Here is a 26,748-nt window from a genome sequence, read left to right on the forward strand (position 1 = left end):
AGGAGCGAGGCTCAAGAGCGCGGCGCGTAAGCGAACACATCCGCACGCATCTGATGGGCATCCATCCCCGCGTCGACCAGTGCATCCAGCGTGCCGTAGACCATGGCCGGCGAGCCGCTGGCATAGACGTGCAGCGGTTTCAGATCGGGGAAATCTTCGCAGACCGCTTCATGCAACATTCCACAGCGCCCTTCCCAGCCGCACTGATCACTGACGACTTTGTGCAGGAACAGATTGGGCAACTTCAGCCATTCGTCCCAATGTTCGATTTCGTAGAAATCTTCCGGACGACGCACGCCCCAGTACAAGTGCACCGGATGCTTGAAACCATTGGCCCGGCAATGTTCGATCAGGCTGTGGATCTGGCCCATGCCGGTGCCGGCGGCGATCAGCACCAGCGGCCCGTCCGGCAGTTCCGCCAGATGGGTGTCGCCGAACGGCAGTTCGACCCGCACCATCGGGTTGCGCGTGAGCTGATCGATCAGGCTCAGCGCACTGGATTCGCGCGCCAGTACATGGATTTCCAGATCGCGCCCGCCGTGGGGCGCCGAGGCCATGGAGAACGCCGACTTCTCGCCGTTCTCGCGCTCGATCATCAGATACTGACCCGCGTGATAACGCGGCGGCTTGCCGGCCGGTGCCCGCAGGCGCACACGAAAGGTATCGCCACCGACATCCCGGCATTCGATGACCTGACACGACACGCTGCGCACGGGCAGTTCTCCCAGCGCGAGCACGCCATCCCACAGCACGATGCAGTCTTCCAGCGGCTCCGCTATGCAAGTGTAGAACTCGCCGTGGTCGTGCACCTTGCCGGCCTGTTCGACCCGGCCTTCCACCAGCAGCGCCGCACACACGTGGCAATTGCCGTTGCGGCAGCTTTGCGGGCATTCGTAGCCCAGGCGCCGCGCACCATCGAGAATCCGCTCTCCGGGCTGTATCTCGAGCACCGCTCCGGAGGGCTGCAGGGTTACACGCATCAATCTATTCCTAACTGATTCCAGATGGCATCGATCCGTTGGGTGACGGCATCATCCTTGACGATGACACGGCCCCACTCGCGAGTGGTTTCGCCCGGCCACTTGTGGGTGGCGTCCAGGCCCATCTTCGAGCCGAGCCCCGACACCGGCGAGGCGAAGTCGAGGTAGTCGATCGGCGTGTTGTCGATCATCACCGTGTCGCGCTTGGGGTCCATGCGCGTGGTGATGGCCCAGATCACGTCGTTCCAGTCCCGCGCGTTGATGTCGTCGTCGGTGACGATAACGAACTTGGTGTACATGAACTGTCGCAAAAACGACCAGACACCCAGCATCACGCGCTTGGCATGCCCCGGATACGACTTCTTCATCGTCACCACGGCCATGCGGTACGAGCAGCCTTCCGGCGGCAGGTAGAAGTCGGTGATCTCCGGGAACTGCTTTTGCAGGATCGGCACGAATACTTCGTTCAGCGCCACACCGAGAATCGCCGGCTCATCCGGCGGACGGCCGGTGTAGGTGCTGTGGTAGATAGGTTTGATCCGGTGGGTAATGCGCTCGACGGTGAACACCGGGAAGCTGTCGACTTCGTTGTAATAACCGGTGTGGTCGCCGTACGGGCCTTCATCGGCCATTTCGCCCGGATGGATCACGCCTTCAAGAATGATTTCGGCAGTGGCCGGCACTTGCAGGTCGTTGCCGCGGCACTTCACCAGCTCCGTGCGGCTGTCGCGCAGCAGACCGGCGAAAGCGTATTCGGAGAGGCTGTCCGGCACCGGGGTGACCGCGCCGAGAATGGTCGCCGGATCCGCGCCAAGGGCCACGGACACCGGAAACGGCTGGCCCGGATGCTTCTCGCACCACTCACGGAAATCCAGCGCGCCGCCACGGTGGCTGAGCCAACGCATGATGACCTTGTTGCGGCCGATCACTTGCTGACGGTAGATGCCGAGGTTCTGCCGGTCCTTGTTCGGACCTTTGGTGACGGTCAGGCCCCAGGTGATCAGCGGCGCCACGTCGCCCGGCCAGCAGGTCTGCACCGGCAGCATCGCCAGATCGACGTCGTCGCCTTCGATGACCACTTCCTGGCACGGCGCATCTTTGACGACTTTCGGCGCCATCGCGATGATCTTGCGGAAAATCGGCAGCTTCGACCACGCGTCCTTCAAGCCCTTCGGCGGCTCAGGTTCCTTGAGGAACGCCAGCAGCTTGCCGATTTCGCGCAGTTCGCTGACCGACTCGGCGCCCATGCCCATGGCCACCCGCTCAGGCGTGCCGAACAGGTTGCCGAGCACCGGGATGTCGTAACCGGTCGGCTTCTCGAACAGCAACGCCGGGCCCTTGGCCCGCAGCGTGCGGTCGCACACCTCGGTCATTTCCAGCACCGGCGAGACGGGAATCTGGATGCGTTTCAACTCTCCGCGCTGCTCAAGCTGCTGCACGAAATCCCGAAGATCCTTGAATTTCATTGACGATGGCACCCTCAAAATAGGCGTACATCCTACCTGCTATGCCGGTCGCTGGCAGCCCGTCACTGCTTACTTGGCTGCATTCGCCTGACCTTTTCCAAGATTTGCCCTGGCCTGCAGGCCGACAAACAGCGGTTCAAGGATCGGCGCCACGAAGCGCGCACCGACTTCCGACAGGTGATTGTCATCGGTGTACAGCGAGTACCCACCGAGCTCGGCACGGCACAGACCGCTTTCATCGCAGAGCTTCGGCGCCGGATCGACGACGCGTACCGCCGGATCCTTCGCCAGATCGGCGAACAGCTGACTGATGAACGCCTGGCGCTTGTGGTGTTCGGCGACATTCAGCCCGACGTCATCCACCGGACGATCCAGCATCGCCAGCCGCGTCAGGCGGTACGGTGGGCTGAAAGCCTGCAATGGCGCCTCTTTCACCAGCCAGACCCGATGACCGCCGGCCCGCAGCTGCGCCACCCGCGCGCGCAGTCCATCAGCCAGGCGCTGTTCGGCGACGGAGCGGTCGTAGTGCCCGTTCTGCGCTTTCAATGCGTGAGCCACATCACCTTTGGCATCGCCATAGAGGTACAGGCTCCAGCGCGCGACCAGCACCACATCGCTGACCGCTTGCGGTTCAAGCGCCTGCACCACTCGCTGGTTGAATCGCGCGCAGCGGGCGTCGTGCTCAAGACCGTCGACCGGTACGCACCCCGGCGAACTGGCGAGAATCACGCTGACACCGTGGGCTTTCGCCCCCTCGTCGAACACCGGAATCAGCGCCGTGGCATGGCTGTCACCCCAGACCAGCGCTCGCGAAACACGGTTTTTCAGACCGAAATGGCAGAACAACTTGTCATCAGGAGTCTTGTCGTCGGCCAGGCATGCCATCAGCTCCGGACGCCATTCACGGCCCTTCGCATATTGCAGCGCCTGATCGGACAACCGCCACGGCAGGCCATCGGTCCAGCGCAGGCTTTGCCCGGCCAGCCCGAGCACCAGTACGCCGCAGGCACCGGCCAGAAGAATCTGCCGACGCCCGGCCAACACGCGCCGCTCGCGAAACGGCGTCTCGACGAATTTCCATGACAGATAACCCAGCACCAGCGTCAGCAGGATCAGCCCGGCGCTGTCGAAGGCACCCGGTTCCTCGACGCTGGCGTAGCTGGAAAACACGAACACCGGCCAGTGCCACAAGTACCAGGAATAGGAAATCAGGCCCAGACCGACCATGACCCGACTGCTCAACAATTGACCCACCCAGGTCTGGCGATGACCGTTGGCCAGGATCAGCAGCACAACGCCAAGCACCGGCAGCAACGCGGCCGCACCGGGGAACGGCGTGCGTTTGTCGAATCCGAACACCGCCAACAGAATCAGGCCCATACCGAACAGGCTCAACAGTTGCGCCGCCATTGGTTTGAGGCGCCACGCGTGTTTTGGCGCGATCGCCAGCATCGCCCCGGCCAGCAGCTCCCATGCGCGCATCGGCAACAGAAAGAAGGCTTTTTCCGGATGGTGCTGAACCGCCCAGACGCTCAATCCGAACGAAACGAGCAGCACGCCAAACAGCGCCAGCCGCCAGTGTTTCAAGCGGCTCGACATCAGGGTCAGCAACAGCGGGAAGACGATGTAGAACTGTTCCTCCACTGCCAGCGACCAGGTGTGCAGCAGCGGTTTGAGGTCCGAGGCGACATCGAAGTAGCCGTCCTGGCGCATGAACAGGATGTTCGAGACGAACAGCACCTGATAGCGCACCGAGCGCCCGAGTTCTTCGTAGTCCTTGGGCGCCATCAGGAACCAGCCCACCGCCAGCACTGCGATGATCATCGCAAACAGCGCCGGCAGGATCCGCCGCGCTCGCCGCGACCAGAACTCGACGAAACTGAACCGGCCGGCCTGGCGCTGATTCCAGATGATCGAGGTGATGAGGTAACCGGAGATCACAAAAAATACGTCCACACCGACAAAACCGCCGGTGAAACCCGGGACGCCAAAATGGAACAGCACCACGGCAATCACCGCGACTGCCCGCAAGCCGTCGATATCCCTTCGATAAGCGAGTGTGCTCATAAATCTTTAATGCCAATCAGATGGTTGTTTTTTGTACAGCATCGGACGCTGCTTCTTGTTTTGCCAACTCACTGACCTTACCAGATCGCAAACCTCCCATTGCCCGGACAAAAAACAGGCAAAAAAAATGGCGCCCCTGAGGGACGCCATTTTCTGAATCAACCGACGATGTTACTTGCGCTTCATCGACAGGAAGAATTCGTCGTTGGTCTTGGTCGTTTTCAGCTTGTCGACCAGGAACTCGATGGCAGCCACTTCGTCCATCGGGTGCAGCAGTTTGCGCAGGATCCACATACGCTGCAGTTCGTCGTCGGCGGTCAGCAGTTCTTCGCGACGGGTACCGGACTTGTTGATGTTGATGGCCGGGAACACACGCTTCTCGGCGATACGACGGTCCAGTGGCAGCTCCATGTTGCCGGTGCCCTTGAACTCTTCGTAGATCACTTCGTCCATCTTCGAGCCGGTTTCAACCAGCGCGGTGGCGATGATGGTCAGCGAACCGCCTTCTTCGATGTTGCGCGCGGCGCCGAAGAAACGCTTCGGTTTCTCCAGGGCGTGGGCATCGACACCACCGGTCAGCACCTTGCCGGAGCTCGGGATCACGGTGTTGTAGGCACGGGCCAGACGAGTGATGGAGTCGAGCAGGATCACCACGTCTTTCTTGTGTTCGACCAGGCGCTTGGCCTTCTCGATCACCATTTCAGCCACTTGCACGTGACGGGTCGGCGGCTCGTCGAAGGTCGAGGCAACCACTTCGCCGCGCACGGTGCGCTGCATTTCGGTCACTTCTTCCGGACGTTCGTCGATCAACAGCACGATCAGGTGAACTTCAGGGTTGTTACGGGCGATATTCGCTGCGATGTTCTGCAGCATGATCGTCTTACCGGCTTTCGGCGGTGCAACGATCAGACCGCGCTGGCCTTTGCCGATCGGGGCGCACAGGTCGATCACACGACCGGTGAGGTCTTCGGTGGAACCGTTGCCGGCTTCCATCTTCATGCGCACGTTCGGGAACAGCGGGGTCAGGTTCTCGAAGAGAATCTTGTTCTTCGCGTTCTCAGGACGATCGAAGTTGATCGTGTCGACCTTGAGCAGGGCGAAATAACGCTCGCCTTCCTTCGGCGGGCGGATCTTGCCAACGATGGTGTCACCGGTGCGCAAGTTGAAACGGCGGATCTGGCTCGGCGAGACGTAGATGTCGTCAGGACCGGCGAGGTAGGAAGCGTCAGCGGAGCGCAGGAAGCCGAAGCCGTCCTGGAGAATCTCCAGCACGCCATCACCGGAGATTTCCTCACCGCTTTTAGCGTGCTTTTTCAGCAGGGAGAAAATCACGTCCTGCTTGCGCGAACGGGCCATATTTTCTATGCCCATCTGTTCGGCCAATTCGAGCAGTTCGGTAATCGGCTTTTGCTTGAGTTCAGTCAGATTCATATAGGAATGACGTAATCATTTATGGAGGGGGGAAATTAAGCTTTTGGCTTAATGAGGCCGCGCCGCAGAGAAGGCGACAGGATCGCGTACTTATTCGAAAAGGAGTGCGTCGGCGACGGCTAGCAGGGGGCAGTGGAGAAACCAGTGCGGGGCCGAATGTATCACCTGAGTTTCGGAGCGTCTAGCCCTGAATACGCAAAAAGCCCCGCAATTTGCGGGGCTTTTTCAGGACAATCTTTACCGCGACGCTTAGATGTTGGCGTCGAGGAAAGCAGCCAGTTGCGACTTCGACAGAGCGCCGACCTTGGTCGCTTCCACGTTGCCGTTCTTGAACAGCATCAGGGTCGGAATACCACGTACGCCGTGCTTGGCAGGGGTTTCCTGGTTTTCGTCGATGTTCAGTTTGGCAACGGTCAGCTTGCCTTTGTAAGTCTCTGCAATCTCGTCCAGAACCGGAGCGATCATTTTGCAAGGGCCGCACCACTCAGCCCAGTAGTCGACCAGGACAGCGCCTTCGGCCTTGAGTACGTCGGCTTCGAAGCTAGCGTCGCTAACGTGTTTGATCAGATCGCTGCTCATGGAATTCTCCAGGTTGTAAGCAAAAAAACGTGGCCCATCATAGCCGCCCTTCCCTTGTTCAGGAAGCCGCAGATGATTGAGTCTTGCTATGGCACTCGATGAGTTTGGGTATAGCTCAAGTCACGCGCTGGCGGGGGCGATGAAGGAAATTCCGGTGCGCAGGGCCGCGTTGCGCACGTGCTCCTGCATGGCTTTCTGCGCGGCAGCGGAAGCCCGGCGGGCCAGGGCGCGGAGGATCTTGCGGTGTTCCTGCCAGGTTTCCATGGCCCGCTCGGCGCGGATGAACGGTAGTTTCTGGCTCTCCAGAAAGATGTCGGCGCTGGCGGTGAGGATGCTCAGCATCGCCTGATTGCCGCTGGCCAGCAGGATCCGCCGGTGGAATTCGAAATCCAGTTTCGCCGCCGCCTCGAAGTCGCCGGCGCGCAGTTGCTCGCGCATGGCCGCGACGTTGTCTTCCAGTTCGTCCAGATCAAACGTGCTCAGCGTCACCGCCGCCAATCCGGCCGCGAACCCTTCCAGCGCGTAGCGCAACTGAAAGATCTCAAGCGGCGAAGCCTGGGCTGCAAACGGCCAGGCCGGTGCGCCCTCACCGCGCGGCAGTTCCACCGGCGCCTGCACGAACACGCCCTTGCCCGGCTGGATGCTGACCACACCCAGCGCGCTCAAGGACGACAACGCCTCACGCAATGACGCGCGACTGACGCCCAGCTGAACCGCCAGATCCCGTTGCGAGGGCAGCGCATCGCCGGGGCCGAAGCCCTGCTCGGTAATCAGTTTGCGGATCGCTTGCAGCGCCACTTCGGGTACGGCGCGGGAGATCGAGTTCATGGTTTTCCAGACGGACCAGGCCAAGGTGCGGCCAGTTGTAATGCTATTCGAGGCATCAGGCAAGTCGTGCCCCAGCGGGGTTCGACGGTGCGCGTCGATGCGCTATCGCAGTGCGAAACCCGACCTGACTGTTCAGACCAGTAAGACCGAACAAACCCGCTAAACCCGTGGCTTTGCGGGGCCGAACCGCTGTCTTGGCACGGCCCATGCTCTGTCCGATCGCAGAATTCACTTCCCGCCGATCCGGAGATTGTCCATGACGAAGCGTTACAGCGCCCTCCTCGCCGCCCTGTTTGCCGGTCTGATGCTGAGCCAGGCCCCCGCCCATGCCGACGGTCTGGATGACGTGGTCAAACGCGGCACCTTGAAAGTCGCGGTGCCTCAGGACTTCCCGCCGTTCGGTTCGGTCGGCCCGGACATGAAGCCGCGCGGCCTCGATATCGACACCGCGAAACTGCTGGCCGAGCAGCTCAAGGTCAAACTCGAACTGACCCCGGTCAACAGCACCAACCGCATCCCGTTCCTCACCACCGGCAAGGTCGACCTGGTGATTTCCAGCCTCGGCAAGAACCCCGAGCGCGAGAAGGTCATCGATTTCTCCCGTGCCTACGCGCCGTTCTACCTCGCCGTGTTCGGCCCGCCGGACGCAACGGTCAGCACCCTCGACGACCTCAAGGGCAAGACCATCAGCGTCACTCGCGGCGCCATCGAAGACATCGAGCTGACCAAGGTCGCCCCTGAAGGCGTGACCATCAAACGCTTCGAAGACAACAACTCGACCATCGCCGCCTACCTCGCAGGCCAGGTCGACCTGATCGCCAGCGGCAACGTGGTGATGGTCGCAATCAGCGAAAAGAACCCGAAACGCGTGCCCGCGCTGAAAGTGAAGCTCAAGGATTCGCCGGTCTACGTCGGCGTGAACAAGAACGAGCCGGCGCTGCTGGGCAAGGTCAACGAGATCCTGGCCACCGCCAAGGCTGACGGCGCACTGGAAAAGAACGCGCAGACCTGGCTCAAAGAGCCGCTGCCGGCCGACCTCTGACCGGCGTCGCGGGAGACTTTCATGGCCTATCAGTTCGATTTCTTGCCGGTGGTGGAAAACACCGACCTGCTGCTGCACGGGGCGTTGTTCACCCTTGAGCTGACGGCCATCGGCGCGTTGCTCGGGGTTGGCGTGGGCATCGTCGGGGCGTTGGTGCGGGCGTGGGAGATCCGCCCGTTCTCGACAATCTTCGGCGTTTATGTGGAGTTGATCCGCAACACGCCGTTTCTGGTGCAGCTGTTCTTCATCTTCTTCGGCCTGCCGTCCCTCGGCGTGCAGATTTCCGAGTGGCAGGCGGCGGTGCTGGCGATGGTGATCAACCTCGGTGCGTATTCGACCGAGATCATCCGCGCCGGCATCCAGGCGATTCCGCGTGGGCAGCTGGAAGCCGCAGCGGCATTGGCGATGAGCCGCTTCGAAGCGTTCCGCCACGTGGTGCTGCTGCCGGCGCTTGGCAAGGTCTGGCCGGCGCTGAGCAGCCAGATCATCATCGTCATGCTCGGTTCGGCGGTGTGTTCGCAGATCGCCACCGAGGAGTTGAGCTTTGCCGCCAACTTCATTCAGTCGCGCAACTTCCGCGCCTTTGAAACCTATGCCCTGACCACCCTCATTTATCTGTGCATGGCACTGCTGATCCGTCAGTTGCTGAACTGGCTCGGCCGGCGCTACCTGTCGAAAAGCAGCGCAAGGAGCAGCCAATGAGCGACTTCACGTTCTGGGACATCCTGCGCAACCTGCTGACCGGCCTGCAATGGACGCTGGCGCTGTCGCTGGTGGCGTTCATCGGCGGCGGGATCGTCGGGCTGCTGATCCTGATCATGCGCATCTCGAAAAACCCGCTGCCCAGCAGCATCGCCCGCACCTGGATCGAACTGTTCCAGGGCACCCCGCTGTTGATGCAGCTGTTTCTGGTGTTCTTCGGCGTGGCGCTGGCCGGGGTGGAGATTTCGCCGTGGATGGCGGCGGCGATTGCCCTGACGCTGTTCACCAGCGCCTATCTGGCGGAGATCTGGCGCGGTTGCGTCGAGGCGATTCCCAACGGTCAGTGGGAGGCTTCGTCGAGCCTGGCGCTGAATCCGCTGGAGCAACTGCGCTACGTGATCCTGCCGCAAGCACTGCGCATTGCCGTGGCGCCGACCGTGGGTTTCTCGGTGCAAGTGGTCAAGGGCACCGCGGTGACCTCGATCATCGGCTTCACCGAACTGACCAAGACCGGCGGCATGCTCGCCAACGCCACCTTCGAACCGTTCATGGTCTACGGCCTCGTTGCCGCCGGCTACTTCCTGCTCTGCTACCCCCTGTCCCTCAGTGCGCGCTACCTGGAAAGGAGACTGCATGCCTCTGCTTAGAATTTCCGCCCTGCATAAATACTACGGCGATCACCACGTGCTCAAAGGCATCGACCTCAGCGTCGAGGAAGGCCAGGTCGTGGCGATCATCGGCCGCAGCGGCTCGGGCAAATCCACTCTGCTGCGCACCCTCAACGGTCTGGAATCGATCAACGACGGCGTGATCGAAGTCGACGGCGAATACCTCGATGCCGCCCGCGCCGATCTGCGCAGCCTGCGGCAGAAAGTCGGGATGGTGTTTCAGCAGTTCAATCTGTTTCCGCACCTGACCGTTGGCGAGAACGTGATGCTCGCGCCGCAGGTGGTGCAGAAAGTGCCCAAGGCCAAGGCGCAAGAACTGGCGCGGCAGATGCTCGAGCGCGTCGGTCTGGGCGAGAAGTTCGACGCGTTCCCGGAACGCCTCTCGGGTGGTCAGCAACAGCGCGTGGCGATTGCCCGGGCGCTGGCGATGTCGCCGAAGGTGTTGCTGTGCGACGAGATCACCTCGGCGCTGGACCCGGAGCTGGTCAACGAAGTGCTCAGCGTGGTCCGCCAGCTCGCGAAAGAAGGCATGACGCTGATCATGGTCACCCACGAAATGCGCTTCGCCCGGGAAGTCGGGGACAAACTGGTGTTCATGCATCAGGGCAAGGTGCACGAGGTGGGGGACCCGAAAGTGCTGTTTGCCGATCCGCAGACGCCTGAATTGGCGAATTTCATTGGCACCGTCGAAGCGACAGCCTGAAACAGCCTGCTACCCGATCGTTCCCACGTCGAGGCGTCGAACCGTCTGCGTGGGAATGCATCCCGTGACGCTCTGCGTCACAAAGCGGACGCGGAGCGTCCATGGCGGCGTTCCCACGCAGAGCGTGGGAACGATCAGCGTCATTGAGTGCGCAGCGGTCCCTGGCTTTTATGCGCAGGATCAAGGGTTTGAACCATGCGCGTTGGCGGCAGCGTTTGATCGTGGCACGATGTCGGGGTTATCGACCGAGACCCCCACACCATGCCGCAATCCCAAGCCAAGAATCTGTCCCTGATCGCCGCGATCGACCTGGGCTCCAACAGCTTCCATATGGTCGTGGCCAAGGCCCAGAACGGCGAAATCCGTATTCTCGAACGGCTCGGTGAAAAGGTTCAGCTGGCCGCCGGCATCGACGATGAGCGTCAGCTCAACGAAGAATCCATGCAGCGCGGGCTCGACTGCCTCAAGCGCTTTGCCCAACTGATCAACGGCATGCCGCTGGGCGCCGTGCGGATCGTCGGCACCAACGCCCTGCGCGAGGCGCGCAACCGTGGCGAATTCATCCGCCGCGCCGAAGAAATCCTCGGCCATCCGGTGGAAGTCATCTCCGGCCGTGAAGAGGCCCGCCTGATCTACCTCGGCGTGTCCCACACCCTCGCCGACACTCCGGGCAAACGACTGGTCGCCGACATCGGCGGCGGCAGTACCGAATTCATCATCGGCCAGCGCTTCGAGCCGTTGCTGCGAGAAAGCCTGCAAATGGGCTGCGTGAGTTTCACCCAGCGCTATTTCAAGGACGGCAAGATCACCCCGGCCCGCTACGCCCAGGCGTACACAGCGGCGCGGCTGGAAATCATGAGCATCGAACACGCCCTGCACCGCCTGACCTGGGATGAAGCCATCGGCTCCTCGGGCACCATCCGCGCTATCGGCCTGGCGCTGAAGGCCGGCGGTCACGGCACCGGCGAAGTGAACGCAGAAGGTCTGGCGTGGCTCAAGCGCCGCCTGTTCAAACTCGGTGATGTCGACAAGATCGATTTCGAAGGCATCAAACCGGATCGCCGGGCGATCTTCCCGGCAGGTCTGGCGATTCTCGAAGCGATCTTCGACGCCCTAGAACTGCAACGCATGGATCACTGCGAAGGCGCGCTGCGTGAAGGCGTGTTGTATGACCTGCTCGGCCGCCATCACCACGAAGACGTGCGCGAACGCACCCTGACCTCGCTGATGGAGCGCTACCACGTCGACCTGGAACAGGCCGCACGGGTCGAGCGCAAAGCCTTGCACGCCTTCGATCAAGTGGCCGTGGACTGGGAGCTGGACGACGGCATCTGGCGCGAACTGCTGGGCTGGGCGGCGAAAGTGCACGAAGTCGGGCTCGACATCGCTCACTACCACTACCACAAGCACGGCGCTTACCTGATCGAGCACTCGGACCTCGCCGGCTTCTCCCGCGAAGACCAGCAAATGCTCGCCCTGCTGGTGCGCGGTCACCGCCGCAACATCCCCAAGGACAAGTTCGCCGAGTTCGGCGACGAGGGCGACAAGCTGATCCGCCTGTGCGTGCTGCTGCGTTTCGCCATCCTGTTCCACCACATCCGTGGCACCCAGGCGATGCCGCAAGTGGCACTGCATGCCAACGGCAACAACCTCGACGTGGAATTCCCGGAGAACTGGCTGGATGAAAACCAGCTGACTCAGGCGGATTTCGGGCTTGAGGCGGAGTGGCTGACGCGGGTGGGGATTGTTCTGACCGTGCATTGAGTAACGGGCAGGCACAAAAAAGGCGATCCGGATGGATCGCCTTTTTTATGGCTTTGAAACCTGCGGTCAGCTGCTGACCGGCAGAATCGGGCTGCCCAATCGCTCCAGCAACGTCGCCTGCGCACTGCGCGGGTTCTGGTTGCCGGTCGGCGTGTTGCGGATGTAGCGGCCGTCCGATTGCAGGCTCCAGCTGTGGGTGTTGTCGGTCAGGTACAGCTCCAGCTCTTTCTTGACCCGGGTCAGCAGCTTCTTGCCTTCCACCGGGAAGCAGGTCTCGACGCGCTTGTCGAGGTTGCGCTCCATCCAGTCGGCGCTGGACAGGAACATCTGCTCCTCGCCACCGTTGAGGAAGTAGAACACCCGGGTGTGCTCAAGGAAGCGGCCGATGATCGAGCGCACGTGGATGTTGTGCGAAACCCCGGCGATGCCCGGACGCAGGCAGCACATGCCGCGCACCACCAGATCGATGCGCACGCCGGACTGGCTGGCCTTGTACAGCGCGCGAATGATCTTCGGATCGGTCAGCGAGTTGAACTTGGCGATGATGTGCGCCGGTTTGCCGTCGAGCGCGAATTGCGTCTCGCGCAGGATCATGTCGAGCATGCCCTTCTTCAGGGTGAACGGCGCATGCAGCAGCTTCTTCATGCGCAGCGTTTTGCCCATGCCGATCAACTGGCTGAACAGTTTGCCGACGTCTTCGCACAAGGCGTCGTCGGAGGTCAGCAGGCTGTAGTCGGTGTACAGACGGGCGTTGCCGGCGTGGTAGTTACCGGTGCCGAGGTGCGCGTAACGCACGATCTCGCCGGCTTCGCGGCGCAGGATCAGCATCATCTTGGCGTGGGTCTTGAAGCCGACCACGCCGTAGATCACCACCGCGCCCGCTGCTTGCAGACGGCTGGCCAATTGCAGGTTGGATTCCTCGTCGAAGCGCGCACGCAGCTCGATGACCGCTGTCACTTCCTTGCCGTTACGCGCGGCGTCCACCAGCGCATCGACGATCTCCGAGTTGGCCCCGGAGCGGTACAGGGTCTGGCGCACGGCCAGAACGTGCGGGTCCTTGGCGGCCTGGCGCAGCAGGTCGACCACCGGGGTGAACGACTCGAACGGGTGCAGCAGCAGGATGTCCTGCTTGCTGATCACGCTGAAAATGTTCTCGCTGTTCTGCAGCAGTTTCGGGATCTGCGGCGTGAAAGGCGTGTATTGCAGCTCCGGATGGCTGTCCAGACCGGTGATGCTAAACAGACGCGTCAGGTTCACCGGACCGTTGACCTGGTACAGCTCGGTCTCGCTCAGGTTGAACTGCTTGAGCAGGTAGTCCGACAGGTGTTTCGGGCAGGTGTCGGCGACTTCCAGGCGCACGGCGTCACCATAACGACGGGAGAACAACTCGCCACGCAGGGCGCGGGCCAGGTCTTCGACGTCTTCGGAATCGAGCGCAAGGTCGGCGTTTCGGGTCAGACGGAACTGGTAGCAGCCCTTCACCTTCATGCCCTGAAACAGGTCATCGGCGTGGGCGTGGATCATCGACGACAGGAACACATAGTTGTCGCCAGGGCCGCCGACTTCTTCCGGCACCTTGATGATCCGCGGCAACAGACGCGGCGCCGGAATGATCGCCAGACCGGAATCGCGACCGAAGGCGTCGATGCCTTCGAGCTCGACGATGAAGTTCAGGCTCTTGTTCACCAGCAACGGGAACGGGTGCGTCGGGTCGAGGCCGATCGGGGTGATGATCGGCGCGATTTCGTCGCGGAAGTAACGGCGCACCCAGGTCTTGAGCTTGGTCGTCCAGTTGCGACGACGGATGAAGCGCACCTGATGCTTTTCCAGCTCCGGCAGCAGGATGTCGTTGAGGATCGCGTACTGGCGGTCTACATGACCGTGCACCAGCTCGCTGATGCGGGCCAGGGCCTGATGCGGTTGCAGGCCATCAGCACCGGCCTGTTCACGAGCGAAGGTGATCTGTTTCTTGAGGCCGGCGACGCGGATTTCGAAGAATTCGTCGAGGTTGCTGGAGAAGATCAGCAGGAACTTCAGCCGCTCCAGCAACGGGTAGGACTCGTCCAGCGCCTGTTCCAGCACGCGGATGTTGAACTGCAGTTGCGATAATTCCCGGTGGATATACAGGCTGCTGTCATCCAGGCCGGGAATCGCGATCGCCGGAACCGCCGCAGCGGGCTCTGCCGCCTGCGCGGGTGGCGCAGGCTCCAGTTCCGGCGGGGTTTCGGTAATCTGCTCGACCACGGGTTGAGCTTCTTTTACGGCAACTTCAGTGAGTCCTTCGGTATTCATCGAATGTTCCTGGGAGGGCTATTTCTGCTCTCGTAACAATTGAGCGGCACGGACAGCAAAGTAAGTCAGGATGCCATCAGCGCCGGCACGTTTAAAGGCGGTCAGGGATTCGAGGATCACGCCTTCGCTCAACCAGCCATTCTGGATCGCCGCCATGTGCATGGCGTATTCGCCGCTAACCTGGTAGACGAAGGTCGGCACTTTGAAGGCATCTTTTACCCGGAACAAAATGTCCAGGTACGGCATGCCGGGTTTGACCATGACCATGTCCGCGCCTTCAGACAAGTCCGCGCCCACTTCGTGCAGCGCTTCGTCGCTGTTGGCCGGGTCCATCTGATAGGAAGCCTTGTTCGCCTTGCCCAGGTTCGCGGCCGAACCCACGGCATCGCGGAACGGGCCGTAATAAGCGCTCGCGTACTTGGCCGAGTAGGCCATGATCCGCACGTTGACGTGACCGGCCAGCTCCATCGCTTCGCGGATCGCCTGGATGCGGCCGTCCATCATGTCCGACGGGGCAACCACCTGGGCGCCCGCAGCTGCGTGGGACAAAGCTTGTTTGACCAGTGCATCGACGGTGATGTCGTTCTGCACATAGCCTTCTTCATCGAGAATGCCGTCCTGACCGTGGGTGGTGAACGGGTCGAGGGCAACGTCGGTGATCACGCCGAGCTCGGGGAACCGGTCACGCAGGGCGCGGGTGGCGCGCTGGGCAATACCTTCGGGATTCCAGGCTTCGGCGGCATCGAGGGATTTGAGTTCAGGTGGCGTGACCGGAAACAGCGCCAGCGCCGGGATCCCCAGTTCGACCCATTTGGCGGCTTCTTCAAGCAGCAGGTCGATGGTCAGGCGCTCGACGCCCGGCATCGAGGCCACGGCTTCGCGGCGGTTTTCACCGTCGAGCACAAACACCGGCAGGATCAGGTCATCGACCGTCAACACATTCTCACGCACCAGCCGCCGGGAAAAATCATCACGGCGATTGCGACGCAGGCGGGTGGCAGGGAACAGACGGTTGGCTGGGGTAAAGCTCACGGCAGACTCCTGAGCCCGCGCTAACGGGCGAGCGTGACAGTTATAGATGGCCATTATGACCAACGTATTACAGTTATGTGCACCCCTGCGACAGGTAGTCGCTTTCCATTGTCCGTGTAGGAAATGTTCACGTCGAGACACATTTCGACACTTTCCTGAATGTGTCCGAAGGGTTAGGCTGCGCGTTCATTTCGCCAGCACCCAGACAATGCTCCAACAATTTCTGCATGACTTCGGCTACTTTGCCCTGTTTCTCGGCACATTTTTCGAAGGCGAAACCATCCTGGTGCTCGCGGGCTTCCTTGCGTTCCGTGAATACATGGACATCAAACTGGTGGTGGTCGTGGCGTTCTTCGGCAGCTATGCCGGCGATCAGCTGTGGTACTTCCTGGGCCGCAAGCACGGGCGCAAGTTGCTGGCGCGCAAACCGCGCTGGCAAATGATGGGCGACCGCGCGCTGGAACACATCCGCAAGCACCCGGACATCTGGGTCCTGAGCTTCCGCTTCGTGTACGGCCTGCGCACGGTGATGCCGGTGGCGATCGGCCTGTCGGGCTATCCGCCGGGACGTTATCTGCTGCTGAACGGCATCGGCGCCGCGATCTGGGCCACCGCCCTGGCCGCTGCCGCCTACCACTTCGGCGCTGTGCTCGAAGGCATGCTCGGCAGCATCAAGAAGTATGAGTTGTGGGTGCTGGGCGCGCTGCTGGTGCTTGGCCTGGGCCTGTGGCTGCGCCGCCGGTTCAAGAATGCCCGGCTGGCGAAAAAGGTCTACGAGGAAGAGCAGGCCGAGCAACTGGCCAAGGCCGAACGACACAAAGCCGAAATGGCCAAGGCCGCCGACCCTAAGACGCCAGCCGAGTAAGTCGCTGGCGGCAGCAATACAGCCCGATGCCGCTGAGCAGGCTGTAACTGAGCAGGCCGACCCACATTCCCGGGCTGGCCGGCCAGAGTCCGACCAGCGGCGCCAGCCACATCAGCGGCAGGTTCGATGCCAGCCGCAGCACTTCCAGCCTCCCCGCCCACGGGCGATTCTCCAGGGCCACGCCCAACACGAACAAACCAAACGCCACCGCGCCCCAGCCGAGCAGCAATGCACCGGTGGGCAGGCTGCGTTCCACATTCAGCAGATAACTGCCCAACGCTACATACACGCCAAACTGCAACCCCACGTACCACTGCTGACGGCTGTCCAGCGGCACCTCGAATTTGCGGAACTGACTCAGGTCCGGCTTGCACATCGGGTACTTCGCCGCGACGTCCGCCGGACGCCAGCCAGTGCGCATGAACCAGATCCGGATCTTGTCCCACGTGCGCTCGGCCCGGCGCGCGTCATCCCATAGCTGCACGTAGAACTGCAGGTTGGCCCACAACGGATTCCAGCTCGTCAGCGGTGTGGTCACACCGAAAATTACCGGTTCGTTGTCGTCCTCTTCCTGGAACGAGCCGAACAGACGATCCCAAATAATGAACACCCCGCCGTAGTTGCGATCCATGTAGAGAGCGTTCTGTGCATGGTGGGCCCGATGATTGGACGGCGTGACGAAGCACCACTCGAACCAGCCGAGCTTGGGAATGTGCCGGGTGTGGACCCAGAACTGGTAGAGCAGATTCAGCGCCGCGACACTGACGAACACCAGCAGCGGCACCCCGAGCACTGCCATCGGCAGGTAGAAAATCCAGCCCAGCAGAAACCCGGTACTGGTCTGGCGCAAGGCTGTGGAAAGGTTGTAGTCCTCGCTTTGGTGATGCACCGAATGCGCGGCCCAGAGGATGTTGCGTTCATGGCCCATGCGATGCAGCCAGTAATAGCAGAAGTCATAGAAGACAAAGGCAAACACCCAGACCCAGACGCTGTCCGCAGACAACCTGACCAGCGCCAGATGCTCCAGGGCAAACGCATAGGTCACCAGGCCCACGCCTTTGGTCAACAGCCCGGTGGTGGTCGACAACACACCGGTGCTGATGCTGTTCACCGCATCGGCCAGGCGATAGTTGCTCACCCCGCGCCAGCGGTCGGCGATGAGCTCCGCCGCCATCAATACGAAGAAAAACGGCACCGCATACAGAATGAAGTTCATGACGCGCCCTGATCGAGATCCGTGTGGACAGATCCTAGGTGTAGCCGCGGCTTCACCCTATGGCAACGAACGACAAATTAGTGGACATTTAACGCCATGAATCTGGAGAGAAACCCATGAGCAAAAAAGTTGCAGTGATCCTGTCCGGTTGCGGCGTGTACGACGGCGCCGAGATCCACGAGAGCGTCATCACCCTGTTGCGCCTCGACCAGCGCGGCGCTCAGGTGCAGTGCTTCGCCCCGAACATCGCGCAATTGCACGTGATCAACCACCTGACCGGTGAAGAAATGCCCGAATCGCGCAACGTGCTGGTGGAATCGGCACGCATCGCCCGGGGCAACGTCAAGGATCTGCGTGAGGCCGATGTCGAGGACTTCGATGCGCTGATCGTGCCCGGCGGTTTCGGTGCGGCGAAGAACCTGTCGAACTTCGCCATCGAAGGCGCCGGCTGCACCGTGCAGCCGGAAGTGCTGGCGCTGGCCGAAGCCTTTGCCGAAGCGGGCAAACCGGTGGGCCTGATCTGCATCTCGCCGGCGCTGGCCGCGAAGATCTACGGCCCGGGCGTGACCTGCACCATCGGCAACGACGCCGACACGGCCGCCGCCATGAACAAGATGGGCGCCACCCACGAAGACTGCGCGGTGACCGATATCATCGAAGACAAGGCGCGCAAACTGGTGACCACCCCGGCGTACATGCTGGCGCAGACGATCAGTGAGGCGGCTTCGGGGATCAACAAACTGGTGGATCGAGTGCTAGAGCTGACCCACGAAAACGACGTCTGACCGGAGACCGTGATCGTTCCCACGCTCTGCGTGGGAACGATCAATCAACTCAGGACTGGCGCGCCAGCCGTGTCAGGATCCGGTCCAGCGCATTGGCGAACGCCTGCTTCTCGCGATCACCGAACGGTGCCGGGCCGCCGCTGACCTGGCCCTGTTCACGCAGGTCGGTGAACAGGTTGCGTGTCGCCAGCCGTTCACCCATGTTCTGCGCGTCGAACTCCTTGCCTCGCGGGTCCAGCGCCGCCACACCCTTCTTCACCAGCCGGTCGGCCAGCGGGATGTCGCTGCAGATCACCAGTTCGCCCGGCACCGCGTGCTCCACCAGATAATCATCCGCCGCATCCGGGCCGCTCGGCACCACGATCAGCTTGACGATCGCCAGCGCCGGTTTGCTCTGCGGCTGCCCCGCCACCATCACCACTTCGAAGCGGCGCTTGAGGGCGAACTTGACCACCAGCTCCTTGGCCATCTTCGGGCAGGCGTCGGCATCGATCCATACGCGCATCATCTCAAGCCGCCACTCGGCGCTTTTCAGCCACCCAACTGCGGCCGTACAGCACGATAATCGCCGCAATCGCCACGGCCTGCGCCGTCAGCGAGTACGCATCGGCATGAATCCCCAGCCAGTCGAAATCGAAGAACGCCACCGGCCGGGTGCCGAAGATCCCGGCTTCCTGCAACGCCTTCACGCCGTGACCGGCGAACACCACCGACAACGCGCACAGCAGCGCTGCGTTGATGCTGAAGAACAGCGTCAGCGGCAGTTTCGCTGAGCCGCGCAGAATCACCCACGCCAGACCGAACAGCAGCACCAGCGCCGTCGCACCGCCGGCGAGTACCGCGTTATGCCCGGCGGGGCCGGCCTGCAGCCACAGGGTTTCGTAGAACAGGATCACTTCGAACAGCTCGCGGTACACCGAGAAGAACGCCAGGATCGCAAACCCGAATCGACCGCCACCACCGACCAGACTTTGCTTGATGTAATCCTGCCAGGCCGCCGCGTGCCGACGGTCGTGCATCCACACGCCGAGCCACAACACCATGACGCTGGCGAACAGCGCCGTGGCGCCCTCCAGCAGTTCACGCTGGGAACCGCTGACATCGATCACATACGCCGCCAGTGCCCAGGTGCCGAGGCCGGCCAGCAGCGCCAGACCCCAACCGACGTTGACGCTGCGCACTGCCGATTGCTGGCCGGTGTTGCGCAGGAACGCGAGGATCGCCGCCAGCACCAGAATCGCTTCCAGACCTTCGCGCAGCAGAATCAACAGACCGGAGATGTAGCTCAGCGACCAGCTCAGACCATCGCTGCCCAACAGGCCGGCGGATTCCTTGAGTTTGGCCTTGGCCGCGTCCAGACGCTGCTCGGCCTGCTCGACCGGCAAGCCATCCTGCAGCGATTGCCGATAGGCCATCAGGGATTTTTCGGTGTCCTTGCGCACGTTGGCGTCGACGTTGTCCAGCGAGCTTTCGACCAGCTCGAAGCCTTCCAGATACGCCGCCACCGACAGGTCATAGGCCTGATCGTGCTCACCGGCGCGGTACGCCGCCAGGCTCTTGTCCAGCGTCGCGGCGGTGTAGTCGAGCAACTGCGCGGGGCCACGCTTGACCTGCGGCGGCTGCGCCCGTTGTACACGGAAGATCGCGGCGGCTTCAGGGCCTTCGGCAGCCTGCACTTCGGCCGGGGTCTGGCGAGCCAGGTCGGCGATGTTGTAAGTCTTGTCGGATTTGGCCGTGGCCGAATCGGCGCTGAACTGCGCGATATAGGTCGCCAGATCCCAACGCTGACGGTCATCCAGCTGATCGGCGAAGGCTGGCATGTCAGTGCCTTCGACGCCCTGGCCGAGAGTGCTGTAGATCGCGTACAGGCTCAGGTGATCCATCCGCGCAGCGTCGCGCAGATTGGCCGGCGCCGGCGTCATGCCGAGACCTGCCGGGCCGTCGCCGGCACCCGCGTCGCCGTGACACACCGAGCAGTTTTGCGCATACAGCGGCGCACCACGGGTCGGGTCAGGCGTGATGATCGGGGCCTGGCTGACTTCATAAGCCACCGCCAGTTTCGCCCCCAGTTGCCGGGCCTGACGGGCCACGTCCGCGCCGTCCCGTTTCGCTGTGATCGCGGCGTGCAAGGCAGTCACGCCCTGCTCCAGCGCCGCTTTATCCGGTTTGGCCGGCAGGCCGCTGATCAGCCCTTGCAGCACTTGGGTGAATTCCAGCTGTTCGCGGTATTCGCCGTCGTCGATGACCTTGCCTGCCTCTACCGTTGGCGGGTAATCGGCGCTGATGTAATCGAGCAGGTGCAGCGCTTGCGGCGCGCCTTCCACGGTGTCGGCCAGCAGATTGAAGCTGCTCAGGGCGCACAACGGGAACACCAGCCAGGCCAGAAATCGGGACGCGGCAGTCATGAATGAGTCTCAAATGGAAATGCGAAGTTACATATTGTTCACGTCGAGCGCGTTTCCCTCAAGCTTTCTTGGCGGCCCGACGGGTTTTAGCGCAAGGGTGCACTCGCCTTGCGGTAATGTTCGGCCATGAATTCGACGAACACCTGCACCTTCAGCGCCACATGCCGGGCATGGGGATACAGCGCGTAGTAATGCCGCTGGCCGAGGCTGTAGTTGGGCAGGATCTGCACCAGCCGGCCACGCAACAGATCGTCCTGCACCGTGGCCCGGGTGAAAGCGGCAATCCCGACACCGGCCAGCGCCGCCGCATGCAGCGAGCTGATCGAGTCCGCCTTGAACCGCCCTTGGGCGCGCACCGCTGTCGTCAGCCCGCGCGCATCGGTCAGCGACCAGTCGCCACCGCCGGCGAACGCGAGCAGTTGGTGGTCGGCCAGCTCACTGACCTGGCGCACCAGACCGTGTCGCGCGACGTAGGTCGGCGATGCCACCAACACCAGCTCGGATACTGTCAGCAGCCGCGCCACCAAGGATGAATCCGCCAGCGGCCCGCAGATACGCAGCGCCACGTCGAAGCCTTCGGCGATCAGGTCGACAAAACGGTCATCGCAGGACAGATCGACCTCAACCTCCGGGTAGCGCTGCTGAAACGCCGGCAGCCAGCTCGCCAGTTCCAGCGTGCCGATCACCACCGGCGCGCTGATGCGCAACAATCCGCTGGGGGTCTCGTGGGCCTGTCCGACCGCCAGCGTCGCCTGATCGAGGCGATCGAGAATGTCCACGCACGCGGCGTAATACTGCTGCCCGGCCGTGGTCAGGCTGAAGCGCCGGGTGTTGCGGTTGATCAGGCGCGTGCCGAGCTCCGCCTCCAGTTGCTGGAGCTGACGGGAGATCGTCGAATGCGTGGTGTCGAGCCGCTCGGCGGCGGCAGTGAAACCGCGACACTCGACGATGCAACGGAACGCGCGCATGGCCAACAGCTGATTCATCGAAGCCCTCAGTCGAGTGGCAGGCGAACGATCTGCTGCGTGGTCATGACGTCACCGAAGGTGTCTTCGATTTCGGCCAGCGCCGCGCGGTGCAGGCTGTCCTTGTCGACGGTGTCGCCGTTGACGCGGGTGATCGCCCGGGTCGCCGAAGCGTCGGATGCTACCACGACCTGATAGCCCAACGGCGCCGCGTCCCGGGCGCCGCCGGCGACGCAGGCGTGGGTCATCAGCCCGGCGAAAATCACGGTCTTGATGCCGGCCTGCTTGAGCTGCCGATCGAGGTCGGTGCTGGCGAACACGCTGACCGTGGACTTTTGCAGCACGTGATCCTGCGCTCTCGGCTGCATCAGCGGATGAAACTTCACGGTCTCGCCGCCCTGCGCAAACACCGGCGAACCGGCGGGCGCGACATGCTGGACCTGGAACACCGGCATCTTCGCCTGATCGGCAAAGCGGATCAGCTCACGGGCCTTGTTCATGGCCGCGATGCCGTCGGGAATCGGCAGACGCCCGCTGAAGTACTCGTTCTGGAAATCGATCACCACCAGCGCGGTGGTTTTCGGATCAAGGCGTTCGATCGGCGTCACACCGGATATTGCACGAATGGTTGGATGAGCATCCACCGCAGAACTGGCCATCGCACTGCTGACCGCGGCGAGGCCAAGACTGGCGAACAGGATTTTAAACAGTGAGCTGCAGCGATACGTTTGCGAGAGAATCATGGTGCGGTTCCTGTAGAGAGGCGGGTAAGTCGGGCCAAGTCTAGGAATCCGCAAACGGCCTGACCACGGCAGTATTGGCACATGATCTGTGCAACTTATGCACAGATCATGTGGAAAAATCCGCCCGGCAATTAGCCATCAGCTCCCACTATAATGCGCCACTTCAGCCGCCCTTCTGTTCAAGGAAGAACCCCTCGCCATGCGCCATTGCCTGCTGTTTTCCCTGTTGTTCAGCATCGTCTTGCAGCTGAGCGGTTGCGGGGCCTACCGCAATTACGACCTGGAACTGCAACAGACCACCGATCAGTTGAAAGCGGGCAACACCAACGGTGCGCTGGCCCTGATCGAGGCGCATAACCCGGATGAAGAAAAAGACCTGCTGTATTACTTCGAGAAAGGCGCGGTACTCAGCGCTGCCGGGGAGTTGCCGCAGAGTCAGGTCGCCTGGCGCAGCGCCGAACAGTTGGTGATCCAGCGTCAGGACACCATAGAAACCACCGGCGACAAGTTGCTGGCCGCCTTTGGCAATCAATGGGGCAGCATCATCAACGACAAGATTCGTCGCTACGATGGTTACGACTATGAAAAGGTCATGCTGACCACGCAGATGGCCCTGAACCAGTTGGCCGTGAATGACTTTGACGGTGCCCGCGCGGACATCAAGAAAACCCACGAGCGCGAAACACTCATCGCCCGGCAACGGGAGCTGGAATACGAGCGCATTGAAAATGCCGCCAAGGCCCAGGGCGCGCGCGTGCATTACAAGGATCTGCAAGGTTACCCGGTGGTGATGCTGGACTCGCCGGCGGTCATCGCTCTGAAGAACGGCTATCAAAGTGCGTTCAGCCACTATCTGGCCGGCTTCACTTATGAAGCCCTGGGTGAAAAGGATCTGGCCGCACCCGGTTACCGTCAGGCCGTAGAACTGCGGCCTGACATGCCGTTCTTCCAACAAGCATTGCGTGACCTCGACAGCCCCGGGCTCAAGGCGGGCGAAAGCGATGTGTTGATCATTGTGCAAAGCGGACTGGCACCGGCTCGCAGCTCGGTGCGCGTGCCATATCCGGTGAAGCTTGAGGACGGCCAGGTGATCGTGGCCAATGTGTCGTTTCCGGTGATGGTGCCCGACACGTCCACCCCACCCTTCAATCAGATCAGCCTCGACGGTCGTCCAAAGAAGCTGATCACGGTCAACAACATTACCGACATGTCCTTGCGCACTCTGCGTGACGACATGCCAGGGATCATTCAGCGCACCACGTATCGAGCGTTTCTGGCGGCGGACGTCCAGGGCACCGACAATCGGCGCAACCCGGCCAAGGCGTCCTATGTGACCCATTACGACGGATTCGAGCACGCCGACACCCGCACCTGGCGCACTCTGCCCAACCTCACCCAGGTACTGCGCCTGCGGCTGAAGAAAGGCGAACACTTGATCAATCTGCCTACCGCACCCGGTGTCGCACCACTGAAAATCCGCATCGATCAGGATCGTCAGATCATCGGCCTCCGCGCTCTGGGCGATAGAATTTATGCCAACGGCAGTGCTTTCAAGGCCTCCACATCGCCGGAAAGCCGCGTGGTATCCGGCCTGAAATAAGTAATGGCACCTGACCAGCCGGTGCAATTAAAAAGCTATTACATAGCCAGCATCGCCCGCTTATAATGCCGCGCCCGCGCTATCGCGATGCGGCATTAAAGCTCCTCTTTTTATGAGGAATTGGCAGGAGGCCAGCGCCACTGTCGATCGGTCCCAGCAGCCCGACCCGCACCCGAGGCTGTCGCTACTCATGGAAGAAGTACCCCATGGCATTCCGCGCTCCCACTCTGATCGCGCTCAGCGCTGTCACCCTGCTGTCCGGCTGTTCGGCGTTTCGCAACTACGATTCCGAACTGGCCCAGACCAACCAGCAACTGGCCACCGGCAACGTCGACGCCGCCCTGACCCTGCTGGAAAAGAACAACACCGGCCCGGACAAGGACCTGCTCTATTACTTCGAGAAGGGTGAACTGCTGCGCGCCAAGGGCGATCTGTCCGGCAGCCAGAATGCCTGGACCAGCGCCGACCAGGTGGTGGGCAAGTGGGAAGACTCGGTCAAGCTCGACACCGACAAGTACCTGGCCCAGTTCGGCAGCTTCCTGGTCAACGACAAGGTGCGCCGCTACGAAGGCTACGACTACGAAAAAGTCATGCTGACCACGCAGATGGCCCTGAACCTGCTGGCGGTCAACGATTTCGACGGCGCCCGCACTGCGATCAAGAAGACGCACGAGCGTGAAGCGGTGATCGCCGACCTGCGCGACAAGGAATACCTCAAGAGCGAAGAGGAAGCCGAGAAGGAAGGCATCAAGACCGAATACAAGGACTTGCAGGGCTACCCGGTCGCCAGCCTCGACGCGCCGGAAGTGGTCGGCCTGAAAAACAGCTACCAGAGTGCGTTCAGCCATTACCTGGCCGGTTTCGTCTATGAAGCCCTGGGCGAAAAAGACCTCGCTGCGCCGGGCTATCGCAAGGCTGCCGAGCTGCGCCCGAACACCCCGCTGCTGGAGCAGGCGCTGGTCAATCTCGACAAGCCGGTCAAGAGCGACGACAGCGACATCCTGATCGTGGTGCAAAGCGGTCTGGCGCCGGCCCGCGATTCGATCCGCATCCCGCTGCCGCTGCCGATTTCCAACAGCGTTGTGATCACCCCGCTGTCGTTCCCGGTGATCAAGCCTGACACTTCCACCGCGCCATTCGCGCAGATCGGTGTCGATGGCCAACAGATCGACCTGACCGCTCTGAACAGCACCACCGCCATGTCCCGCCGCGCCCTGCGCGATGACATGCCGGGGATCATCCTGCGCACCACCGTGCGCGCGATCACCAAAGGTGTGGCGCAGAAGAAGATCAACGAAACCAACCCGCTGGCCGGCCTGGCGGTCGGTATTTCTTCAGCTGTGCTCGAAGGTGCCGATACCCGTACGTGGCGCACCCTGCCGGACACCACTCAAGTGGTACGCCTGCGCCTGAAAAAGGGTGAGCACCAGGTTACTCTGCCGAGCGCCGTCGGTGGCTCTCAGGTCAAGGTGACCGTCGATCAGCGTTACCAGGTGATCACCCTGCGCGCCGTCGGCAATCAGGTGTTCGCCGCGGGCCTCGCCGCCCACGTGACCCCGAGCGCTGGCGCCACCGCCGTGGCCAGCCTCAAACAACCTTAAGAACGGAGTCTTTGCATGCGCTTCAAACTCATCGCCGTCGCCGCCCTCGCCCTTTTGGCGAGCGGTTGCGCCACCCCGCCACCACCGGAGCCGGGCAGTGCCGCGAGCAAGGTCGTGGCCATGGGCCCGCAGAAACACATCGTGGTCGGCGCGATGCGCGTGGCCCGCGAAAACGGCTTCATGACCGTCAACGTGCAGCTGAGCAACACCCTCAACAGCAACAAGACGTTCTACTACCGTTTCGCCTGGCTCGGCGCGGAAGGTTTCCCGATTGCCGAAGAAGAAGTCTGGAAAAGCCAGATGATGTACGGCGCCCAGACCAGCTTCATCCAGGGCATCGCCCCGACGCCGAAAGCCGTGGATTTCCGTCTGGAACTCAAGACGCCTTAAGCCCGACACCCTATTCCCGATTCAGAGAGCATTCCCATGTTTGCACGCTTTTCCTTCATCGCCGTCCTCGCCCTGCTGGCCAGCGGTTGCGCCAACACTTCGCCGACCCTGGGCAGCAAGAACATCAGCTACGGCGACACCAAGGCCGTTGAAACCGTGACCAACGAGTTCGGTTCGACCGACCTGCAGATGATCGCCGAGTCGATGACCCGTTCCCTGGCCCAGTCCGGCATTCTGCAGGGTCGCCCTGTGGTGCAGGTCTACGACGTGAAGAACAAGACCAGCGAATACATCGACACCCGCGAAATCACCACCAGCATCAAGACCCAGCTGATGAAGTCCGGCACCGCCCGTTTCGCCAGCGACAACACCGCGATGCAGAGCCAGGTCGACCAGCTCAAGCTGCAAAACCAGAGCGGCCTGTACAAGAAGAGCACCGTGGCCAAGACCGGCAACATGATCGCCGCCAAATACCGTCTTGAAGGCTCGATCAGCTCGATCGTCAAGCGCAGCAGCGACTACAAGGACGTCTTCTACAAATTCAGCCTGCAACTGATCGACGTTGAAAGCGGTCTGGCCGAGTGGATGGACGAGAAAGAGATCCGCAAAACCACGGAGCGTTAA

Annotated in this window: 24 protein-coding genes; 11 read left to right on the forward strand and 13 right to left on the reverse strand. The window is 61.9% G+C overall.

The annotated features are described in order from the left end of the window. Positions 1-11: 11 nt before the first annotated feature. The 6 genes from AC1RT4_RS08160 to AC1RT4_RS08185 all read right to left on the reverse strand — a co-directional run bounded on the left by AC1RT4_RS08160 (position 12) and on the right by AC1RT4_RS08185 (position 7,351). Positions 12-980: a CDP-6-deoxy-delta-3,4-glucoseen reductase gene (locus AC1RT4_RS08160; RefSeq protein ID WP_493084875.1), complete on the reverse strand. Its 969-nt coding sequence runs from the start codon at positions 978-980 to the stop codon at positions 12-14. Then, entirely contained in the window at positions 980-2,446 is a 1,467-nt protein-coding gene (ubiD, locus tag AC1RT4_RS08165; protein WP_007951823.1) for a 4-hydroxy-3-polyprenylbenzoate decarboxylase, read from the reverse strand. Before ubiD ends, AC1RT4_RS08160 begins: the two co-directional genes overlap by 1 nt. Positions 2,447-2,515: 69 nt before the next feature. Continuing rightward, positions 2,516-4,513, reverse strand: coding sequence for an acyltransferase family protein (locus tag AC1RT4_RS08170; protein ID WP_493084877.1), 1,998 nt, complete (start codon positions 4,511-4,513; stop codon positions 2,516-2,518). 171 nt (positions 4,514-4,684) lie between these two features. Continuing rightward, positions 4,685-5,944 (reverse strand): transcription termination factor Rho, encoded by a 1,260-nt coding sequence (rho, locus tag AC1RT4_RS08175; RefSeq protein WP_007951825.1) that lies wholly within the window; start codon positions 5,942-5,944, stop codon positions 4,685-4,687. 249 nt (positions 5,945-6,193) lie between these two features. After that, positions 6,194-6,523 (reverse strand): thioredoxin TrxA, encoded by a 330-nt coding sequence (gene trxA / locus AC1RT4_RS08180; RefSeq protein WP_003206727.1) that lies wholly within the window; start codon positions 6,521-6,523, stop codon positions 6,194-6,196. 120 nt (positions 6,524-6,643) lie between these two features. Next, positions 6,644-7,351: a FadR/GntR family transcriptional regulator gene (locus AC1RT4_RS08185; RefSeq protein WP_007951828.1), complete on the reverse strand. Its 708-nt coding sequence runs from the start codon at positions 7,349-7,351 to the stop codon at positions 6,644-6,646. A gap of 256 nt (positions 7,352-7,607) precedes the next feature. Here AC1RT4_RS08185 and AC1RT4_RS08190 point away from each other — a divergent pair, with 256 nt between their 5' ends. From AC1RT4_RS08190 to ppx, 5 genes are all read left to right on the forward strand, one after another. Further along, complete coding sequence (locus AC1RT4_RS08190) at positions 7,608-8,393, forward strand: transporter substrate-binding domain-containing protein (RefSeq protein WP_493084880.1); 786 nt, start codon at positions 7,608-7,610, stop codon at positions 8,391-8,393. Positions 8,394-8,414: 21 nt separating this feature from the next. Beyond that, positions 8,415-9,095: an amino acid ABC transporter permease gene (locus AC1RT4_RS08195; protein ID WP_493084882.1), complete on the forward strand. Its 681-nt coding sequence runs from the start codon at positions 8,415-8,417 to the stop codon at positions 9,093-9,095. Beyond that, positions 9,092-9,742 (forward strand): amino acid ABC transporter permease, encoded by a 651-nt coding sequence (locus AC1RT4_RS08200; protein WP_085606037.1) that lies wholly within the window; start codon positions 9,092-9,094, stop codon positions 9,740-9,742. The genes AC1RT4_RS08195 and AC1RT4_RS08200 overlap by 4 nt, the downstream gene beginning before the upstream one ends. Then, positions 9,729-10,466, forward strand: a complete 738-nt coding sequence (locus AC1RT4_RS08205) for an amino acid ABC transporter ATP-binding protein (protein ID WP_064600296.1) — start codon at positions 9,729-9,731, stop codon at positions 10,464-10,466. The genes AC1RT4_RS08200 and AC1RT4_RS08205 overlap by 14 nt, the downstream gene beginning before the upstream one ends. A 261-nt stretch (positions 10,467-10,727) precedes the next feature. After that, positions 10,728-12,230, forward strand: a complete 1,503-nt coding sequence (gene ppx / locus AC1RT4_RS08210) for an exopolyphosphatase (protein WP_493084885.1) — start codon at positions 10,728-10,730, stop codon at positions 12,228-12,230. Positions 12,231-12,296: 66 nt separating this feature from the next. On the opposite strand, the gene ppk1 is transcribed toward ppx, so the two are convergent. Continuing rightward, positions 12,297-14,522, reverse strand: a complete 2,226-nt coding sequence (ppk1, locus tag AC1RT4_RS08215; RefSeq protein ID WP_262158896.1) for a polyphosphate kinase 1 — start codon at positions 14,520-14,522, stop codon at positions 12,297-12,299. Positions 14,523-14,540: 18 nt separating this feature from the next. Beyond that, on the reverse strand, positions 14,541-15,554 hold the full coding sequence (gene hemB / locus AC1RT4_RS08220) for a porphobilinogen synthase (RefSeq protein WP_493084887.1): 1,014 nt from the start codon (positions 15,552-15,554) through the stop codon (positions 14,541-14,543). Between the two features lie 208 nt (positions 15,555-15,762). Between hemB and AC1RT4_RS08225 the strand changes: the two genes are divergently transcribed. After that, complete coding sequence (locus AC1RT4_RS08225) at positions 15,763-16,419, forward strand: DedA family protein (RefSeq protein WP_085606041.1); 657 nt, start codon at positions 15,763-15,765, stop codon at positions 16,417-16,419. On the opposite strand, the gene AC1RT4_RS08230 is transcribed toward AC1RT4_RS08225, so the two are convergent. Then, on the reverse strand, positions 16,400-17,635 hold the full coding sequence (locus AC1RT4_RS08230; protein WP_493084890.1) for a sterol desaturase family protein: 1,236 nt from the start codon (positions 17,633-17,635) through the stop codon (positions 16,400-16,402). The genes AC1RT4_RS08225 and AC1RT4_RS08230 overlap by 20 nt on opposite strands. A 116-nt stretch (positions 17,636-17,751) precedes the next feature. On the opposite strand from AC1RT4_RS08230, the gene elbB reads away from it, so the two are divergent. Continuing rightward, positions 17,752-18,420 carry an isoprenoid biosynthesis glyoxalase ElbB gene (gene elbB / locus AC1RT4_RS08235; RefSeq protein ID WP_493084892.1) on the forward strand — a complete coding sequence of 223 codons (669 nt, stop codon included), beginning with the start codon at positions 17,752-17,754 and terminating at the stop codon, positions 18,418-18,420. Between the two features lie 49 nt (positions 18,421-18,469). Here the strand turns inward: elbB and AC1RT4_RS08240 are convergent, their stop codons facing one another. From AC1RT4_RS08240 to AC1RT4_RS08255, 4 genes are all read right to left on the reverse strand, one after another. Further along, positions 18,470-18,925: a YaiI/YqxD family protein gene (locus AC1RT4_RS08240; protein ID WP_192562798.1), complete on the reverse strand. Its 456-nt coding sequence runs from the start codon at positions 18,923-18,925 to the stop codon at positions 18,470-18,472. 4 nt (positions 18,926-18,929) lie between these two features. Then, on the reverse strand, positions 18,930-20,825 hold the full coding sequence (locus tag AC1RT4_RS08245; protein WP_493084894.1) for an FTR1 family protein: 1,896 nt from the start codon (positions 20,823-20,825) through the stop codon (positions 18,930-18,932). A gap of 86 nt (positions 20,826-20,911) precedes the next feature. Beyond that, positions 20,912-21,811 carry a LysR family transcriptional regulator gene (locus AC1RT4_RS08250; RefSeq protein WP_493084896.1) on the reverse strand — a complete coding sequence of 300 codons (900 nt, stop codon included), beginning with the start codon at positions 21,809-21,811 and terminating at the stop codon, positions 20,912-20,914. An 8-nt stretch (positions 21,812-21,819) separates the two neighbouring features. Beyond that, entirely contained in the window at positions 21,820-22,533 is a 714-nt protein-coding gene (locus AC1RT4_RS08255) for a cysteine hydrolase family protein (RefSeq protein WP_493084898.1), read from the reverse strand. Positions 22,534-22,732: 199 nt separating this feature from the next. Here AC1RT4_RS08255 and AC1RT4_RS08260 point away from each other — a divergent pair, with 199 nt between their 5' ends. From AC1RT4_RS08260 to lpoB, 4 genes are all read left to right on the forward strand, one after another. Continuing rightward, complete coding sequence (locus AC1RT4_RS08260; RefSeq protein WP_493084900.1) at positions 22,733-24,133, forward strand: COG3014 family protein; 1,401 nt, start codon at positions 22,733-22,735, stop codon at positions 24,131-24,133. Between the two features lie 206 nt (positions 24,134-24,339). Next, positions 24,340-25,734: a COG3014 family protein gene (locus AC1RT4_RS08265; protein ID WP_493084902.1), complete on the forward strand. Its 1,395-nt coding sequence runs from the start codon at positions 24,340-24,342 to the stop codon at positions 25,732-25,734. Positions 25,735-25,749: 15 nt separating this feature from the next. Then, positions 25,750-26,124, forward strand: a complete 375-nt coding sequence (locus tag AC1RT4_RS08270) for a YcfL family putative periplasmic lipoprotein (RefSeq protein WP_064379914.1) — start codon at positions 25,750-25,752, stop codon at positions 26,122-26,124. Positions 26,125-26,160: 36 nt separating this feature from the next. Continuing rightward, positions 26,161-26,748, forward strand: a complete 588-nt coding sequence (gene lpoB, locus AC1RT4_RS08275; RefSeq protein ID WP_007951848.1) for a penicillin-binding protein activator LpoB — start codon at positions 26,161-26,163, stop codon at positions 26,746-26,748.

Source organism: Pseudomonas sp. GW821-FHT11D10, from assembly GCF_058808435.1.

What these genes read in the sequence shown, in the direction of transcription:
- AC1RT4_RS08250 (WP_493084896.1), bottom strand. Translation starts at nt 21,811, where the DNA reads ATGAATCAGCTGTTGGCCATGCGCGCGTTCCGTTGCATCGTCGAGTGT.
- AC1RT4_RS08195 (WP_493084882.1), top strand. Translation starts at nt 8,415, where the DNA reads ATGGCCTATCAGTTCGATTTCTTGCCGGTGGTGGAAAACACCGACCTG.
- AC1RT4_RS08265 (WP_493084902.1), top strand. Translation starts at nt 24,340, where the DNA reads ATGGCATTCCGCGCTCCCACTCTGATCGCGCTCAGCGCTGTCACCCTG.
- AC1RT4_RS08230 (WP_493084890.1), bottom strand. Translation starts at nt 17,635, where the DNA reads ATGAACTTCATTCTGTATGCGGTGCCGTTTTTCTTCGTATTGATGGCG.
- AC1RT4_RS08255 (WP_493084898.1), bottom strand. Translation starts at nt 22,533, where the DNA reads ATGATTCTCTCGCAAACGTATCGCTGCAGCTCACTGTTTAAAATCCTG.
- ubiD (WP_007951823.1), bottom strand. Translation starts at nt 2,446, where the DNA reads ATGAAATTCAAGGATCTTCGGGATTTCGTGCAGCAGCTTGAGCAGCGC.
- AC1RT4_RS08200 (WP_085606037.1), top strand. Translation starts at nt 9,092, where the DNA reads ATGAGCGACTTCACGTTCTGGGACATCCTGCGCAACCTGCTGACCGGC.
- AC1RT4_RS08170 (WP_493084877.1), bottom strand. Translation starts at nt 4,513, where the DNA reads ATGAGCACACTCGCTTATCGAAGGGATATCGACGGCTTGCGGGCAGTC.
- AC1RT4_RS08260 (WP_493084900.1), top strand. Translation starts at nt 22,733, where the DNA reads ATGCGCCATTGCCTGCTGTTTTCCCTGTTGTTCAGCATCGTCTTGCAG.
- AC1RT4_RS08185 (WP_007951828.1), bottom strand. Translation starts at nt 7,351, where the DNA reads ATGAACTCGATCTCCCGCGCCGTACCCGAAGTGGCGCTGCAAGCGATC.
- ppx (WP_493084885.1), top strand. Translation starts at nt 10,728, where the DNA reads ATGCCGCAATCCCAAGCCAAGAATCTGTCCCTGATCGCCGCGATCGAC.
- trxA (WP_003206727.1), bottom strand. Translation starts at nt 6,523, where the DNA reads ATGAGCAGCGATCTGATCAAACACGTTAGCGACGCTAGCTTCGAAGCC.
- ppk1 (WP_262158896.1), bottom strand. Translation starts at nt 14,522, where the DNA reads ATGAATACCGAAGGACTCACTGAAGTTGCCGTAAAAGAAGCTCAACCC.
- AC1RT4_RS08225 (WP_085606041.1), top strand. Translation starts at nt 15,763, where the DNA reads ATGCTCCAACAATTTCTGCATGACTTCGGCTACTTTGCCCTGTTTCTC.
- AC1RT4_RS08240 (WP_192562798.1), bottom strand. Translation starts at nt 18,925, where the DNA reads ATGCGCGTATGGATCGATGCCGACGCCTGCCCGAAGATGGCCAAGGAG.
- AC1RT4_RS08270 (WP_064379914.1), top strand. Translation starts at nt 25,750, where the DNA reads ATGCGCTTCAAACTCATCGCCGTCGCCGCCCTCGCCCTTTTGGCGAGC.
- AC1RT4_RS08245 (WP_493084894.1), bottom strand. Translation starts at nt 20,825, where the DNA reads ATGACTGCCGCGTCCCGATTTCTGGCCTGGCTGGTGTTCCCGTTGTGC.
- AC1RT4_RS08160 (WP_493084875.1), bottom strand. Translation starts at nt 980, where the DNA reads ATGCGTGTAACCCTGCAGCCCTCCGGAGCGGTGCTCGAGATACAGCCC.
- rho (WP_007951825.1), bottom strand. Translation starts at nt 5,944, where the DNA reads ATGAATCTGACTGAACTCAAGCAAAAGCCGATTACCGAACTGCTCGAA.
- elbB (WP_493084892.1), top strand. Translation starts at nt 17,752, where the DNA reads ATGAGCAAAAAAGTTGCAGTGATCCTGTCCGGTTGCGGCGTGTACGAC.
- AC1RT4_RS08190 (WP_493084880.1), top strand. Translation starts at nt 7,608, where the DNA reads ATGACGAAGCGTTACAGCGCCCTCCTCGCCGCCCTGTTTGCCGGTCTG.
- lpoB (WP_007951848.1), top strand. Translation starts at nt 26,161, where the DNA reads ATGTTTGCACGCTTTTCCTTCATCGCCGTCCTCGCCCTGCTGGCCAGC.
- AC1RT4_RS08205 (WP_064600296.1), top strand. Translation starts at nt 9,729, where the DNA reads ATGCCTCTGCTTAGAATTTCCGCCCTGCATAAATACTACGGCGATCAC.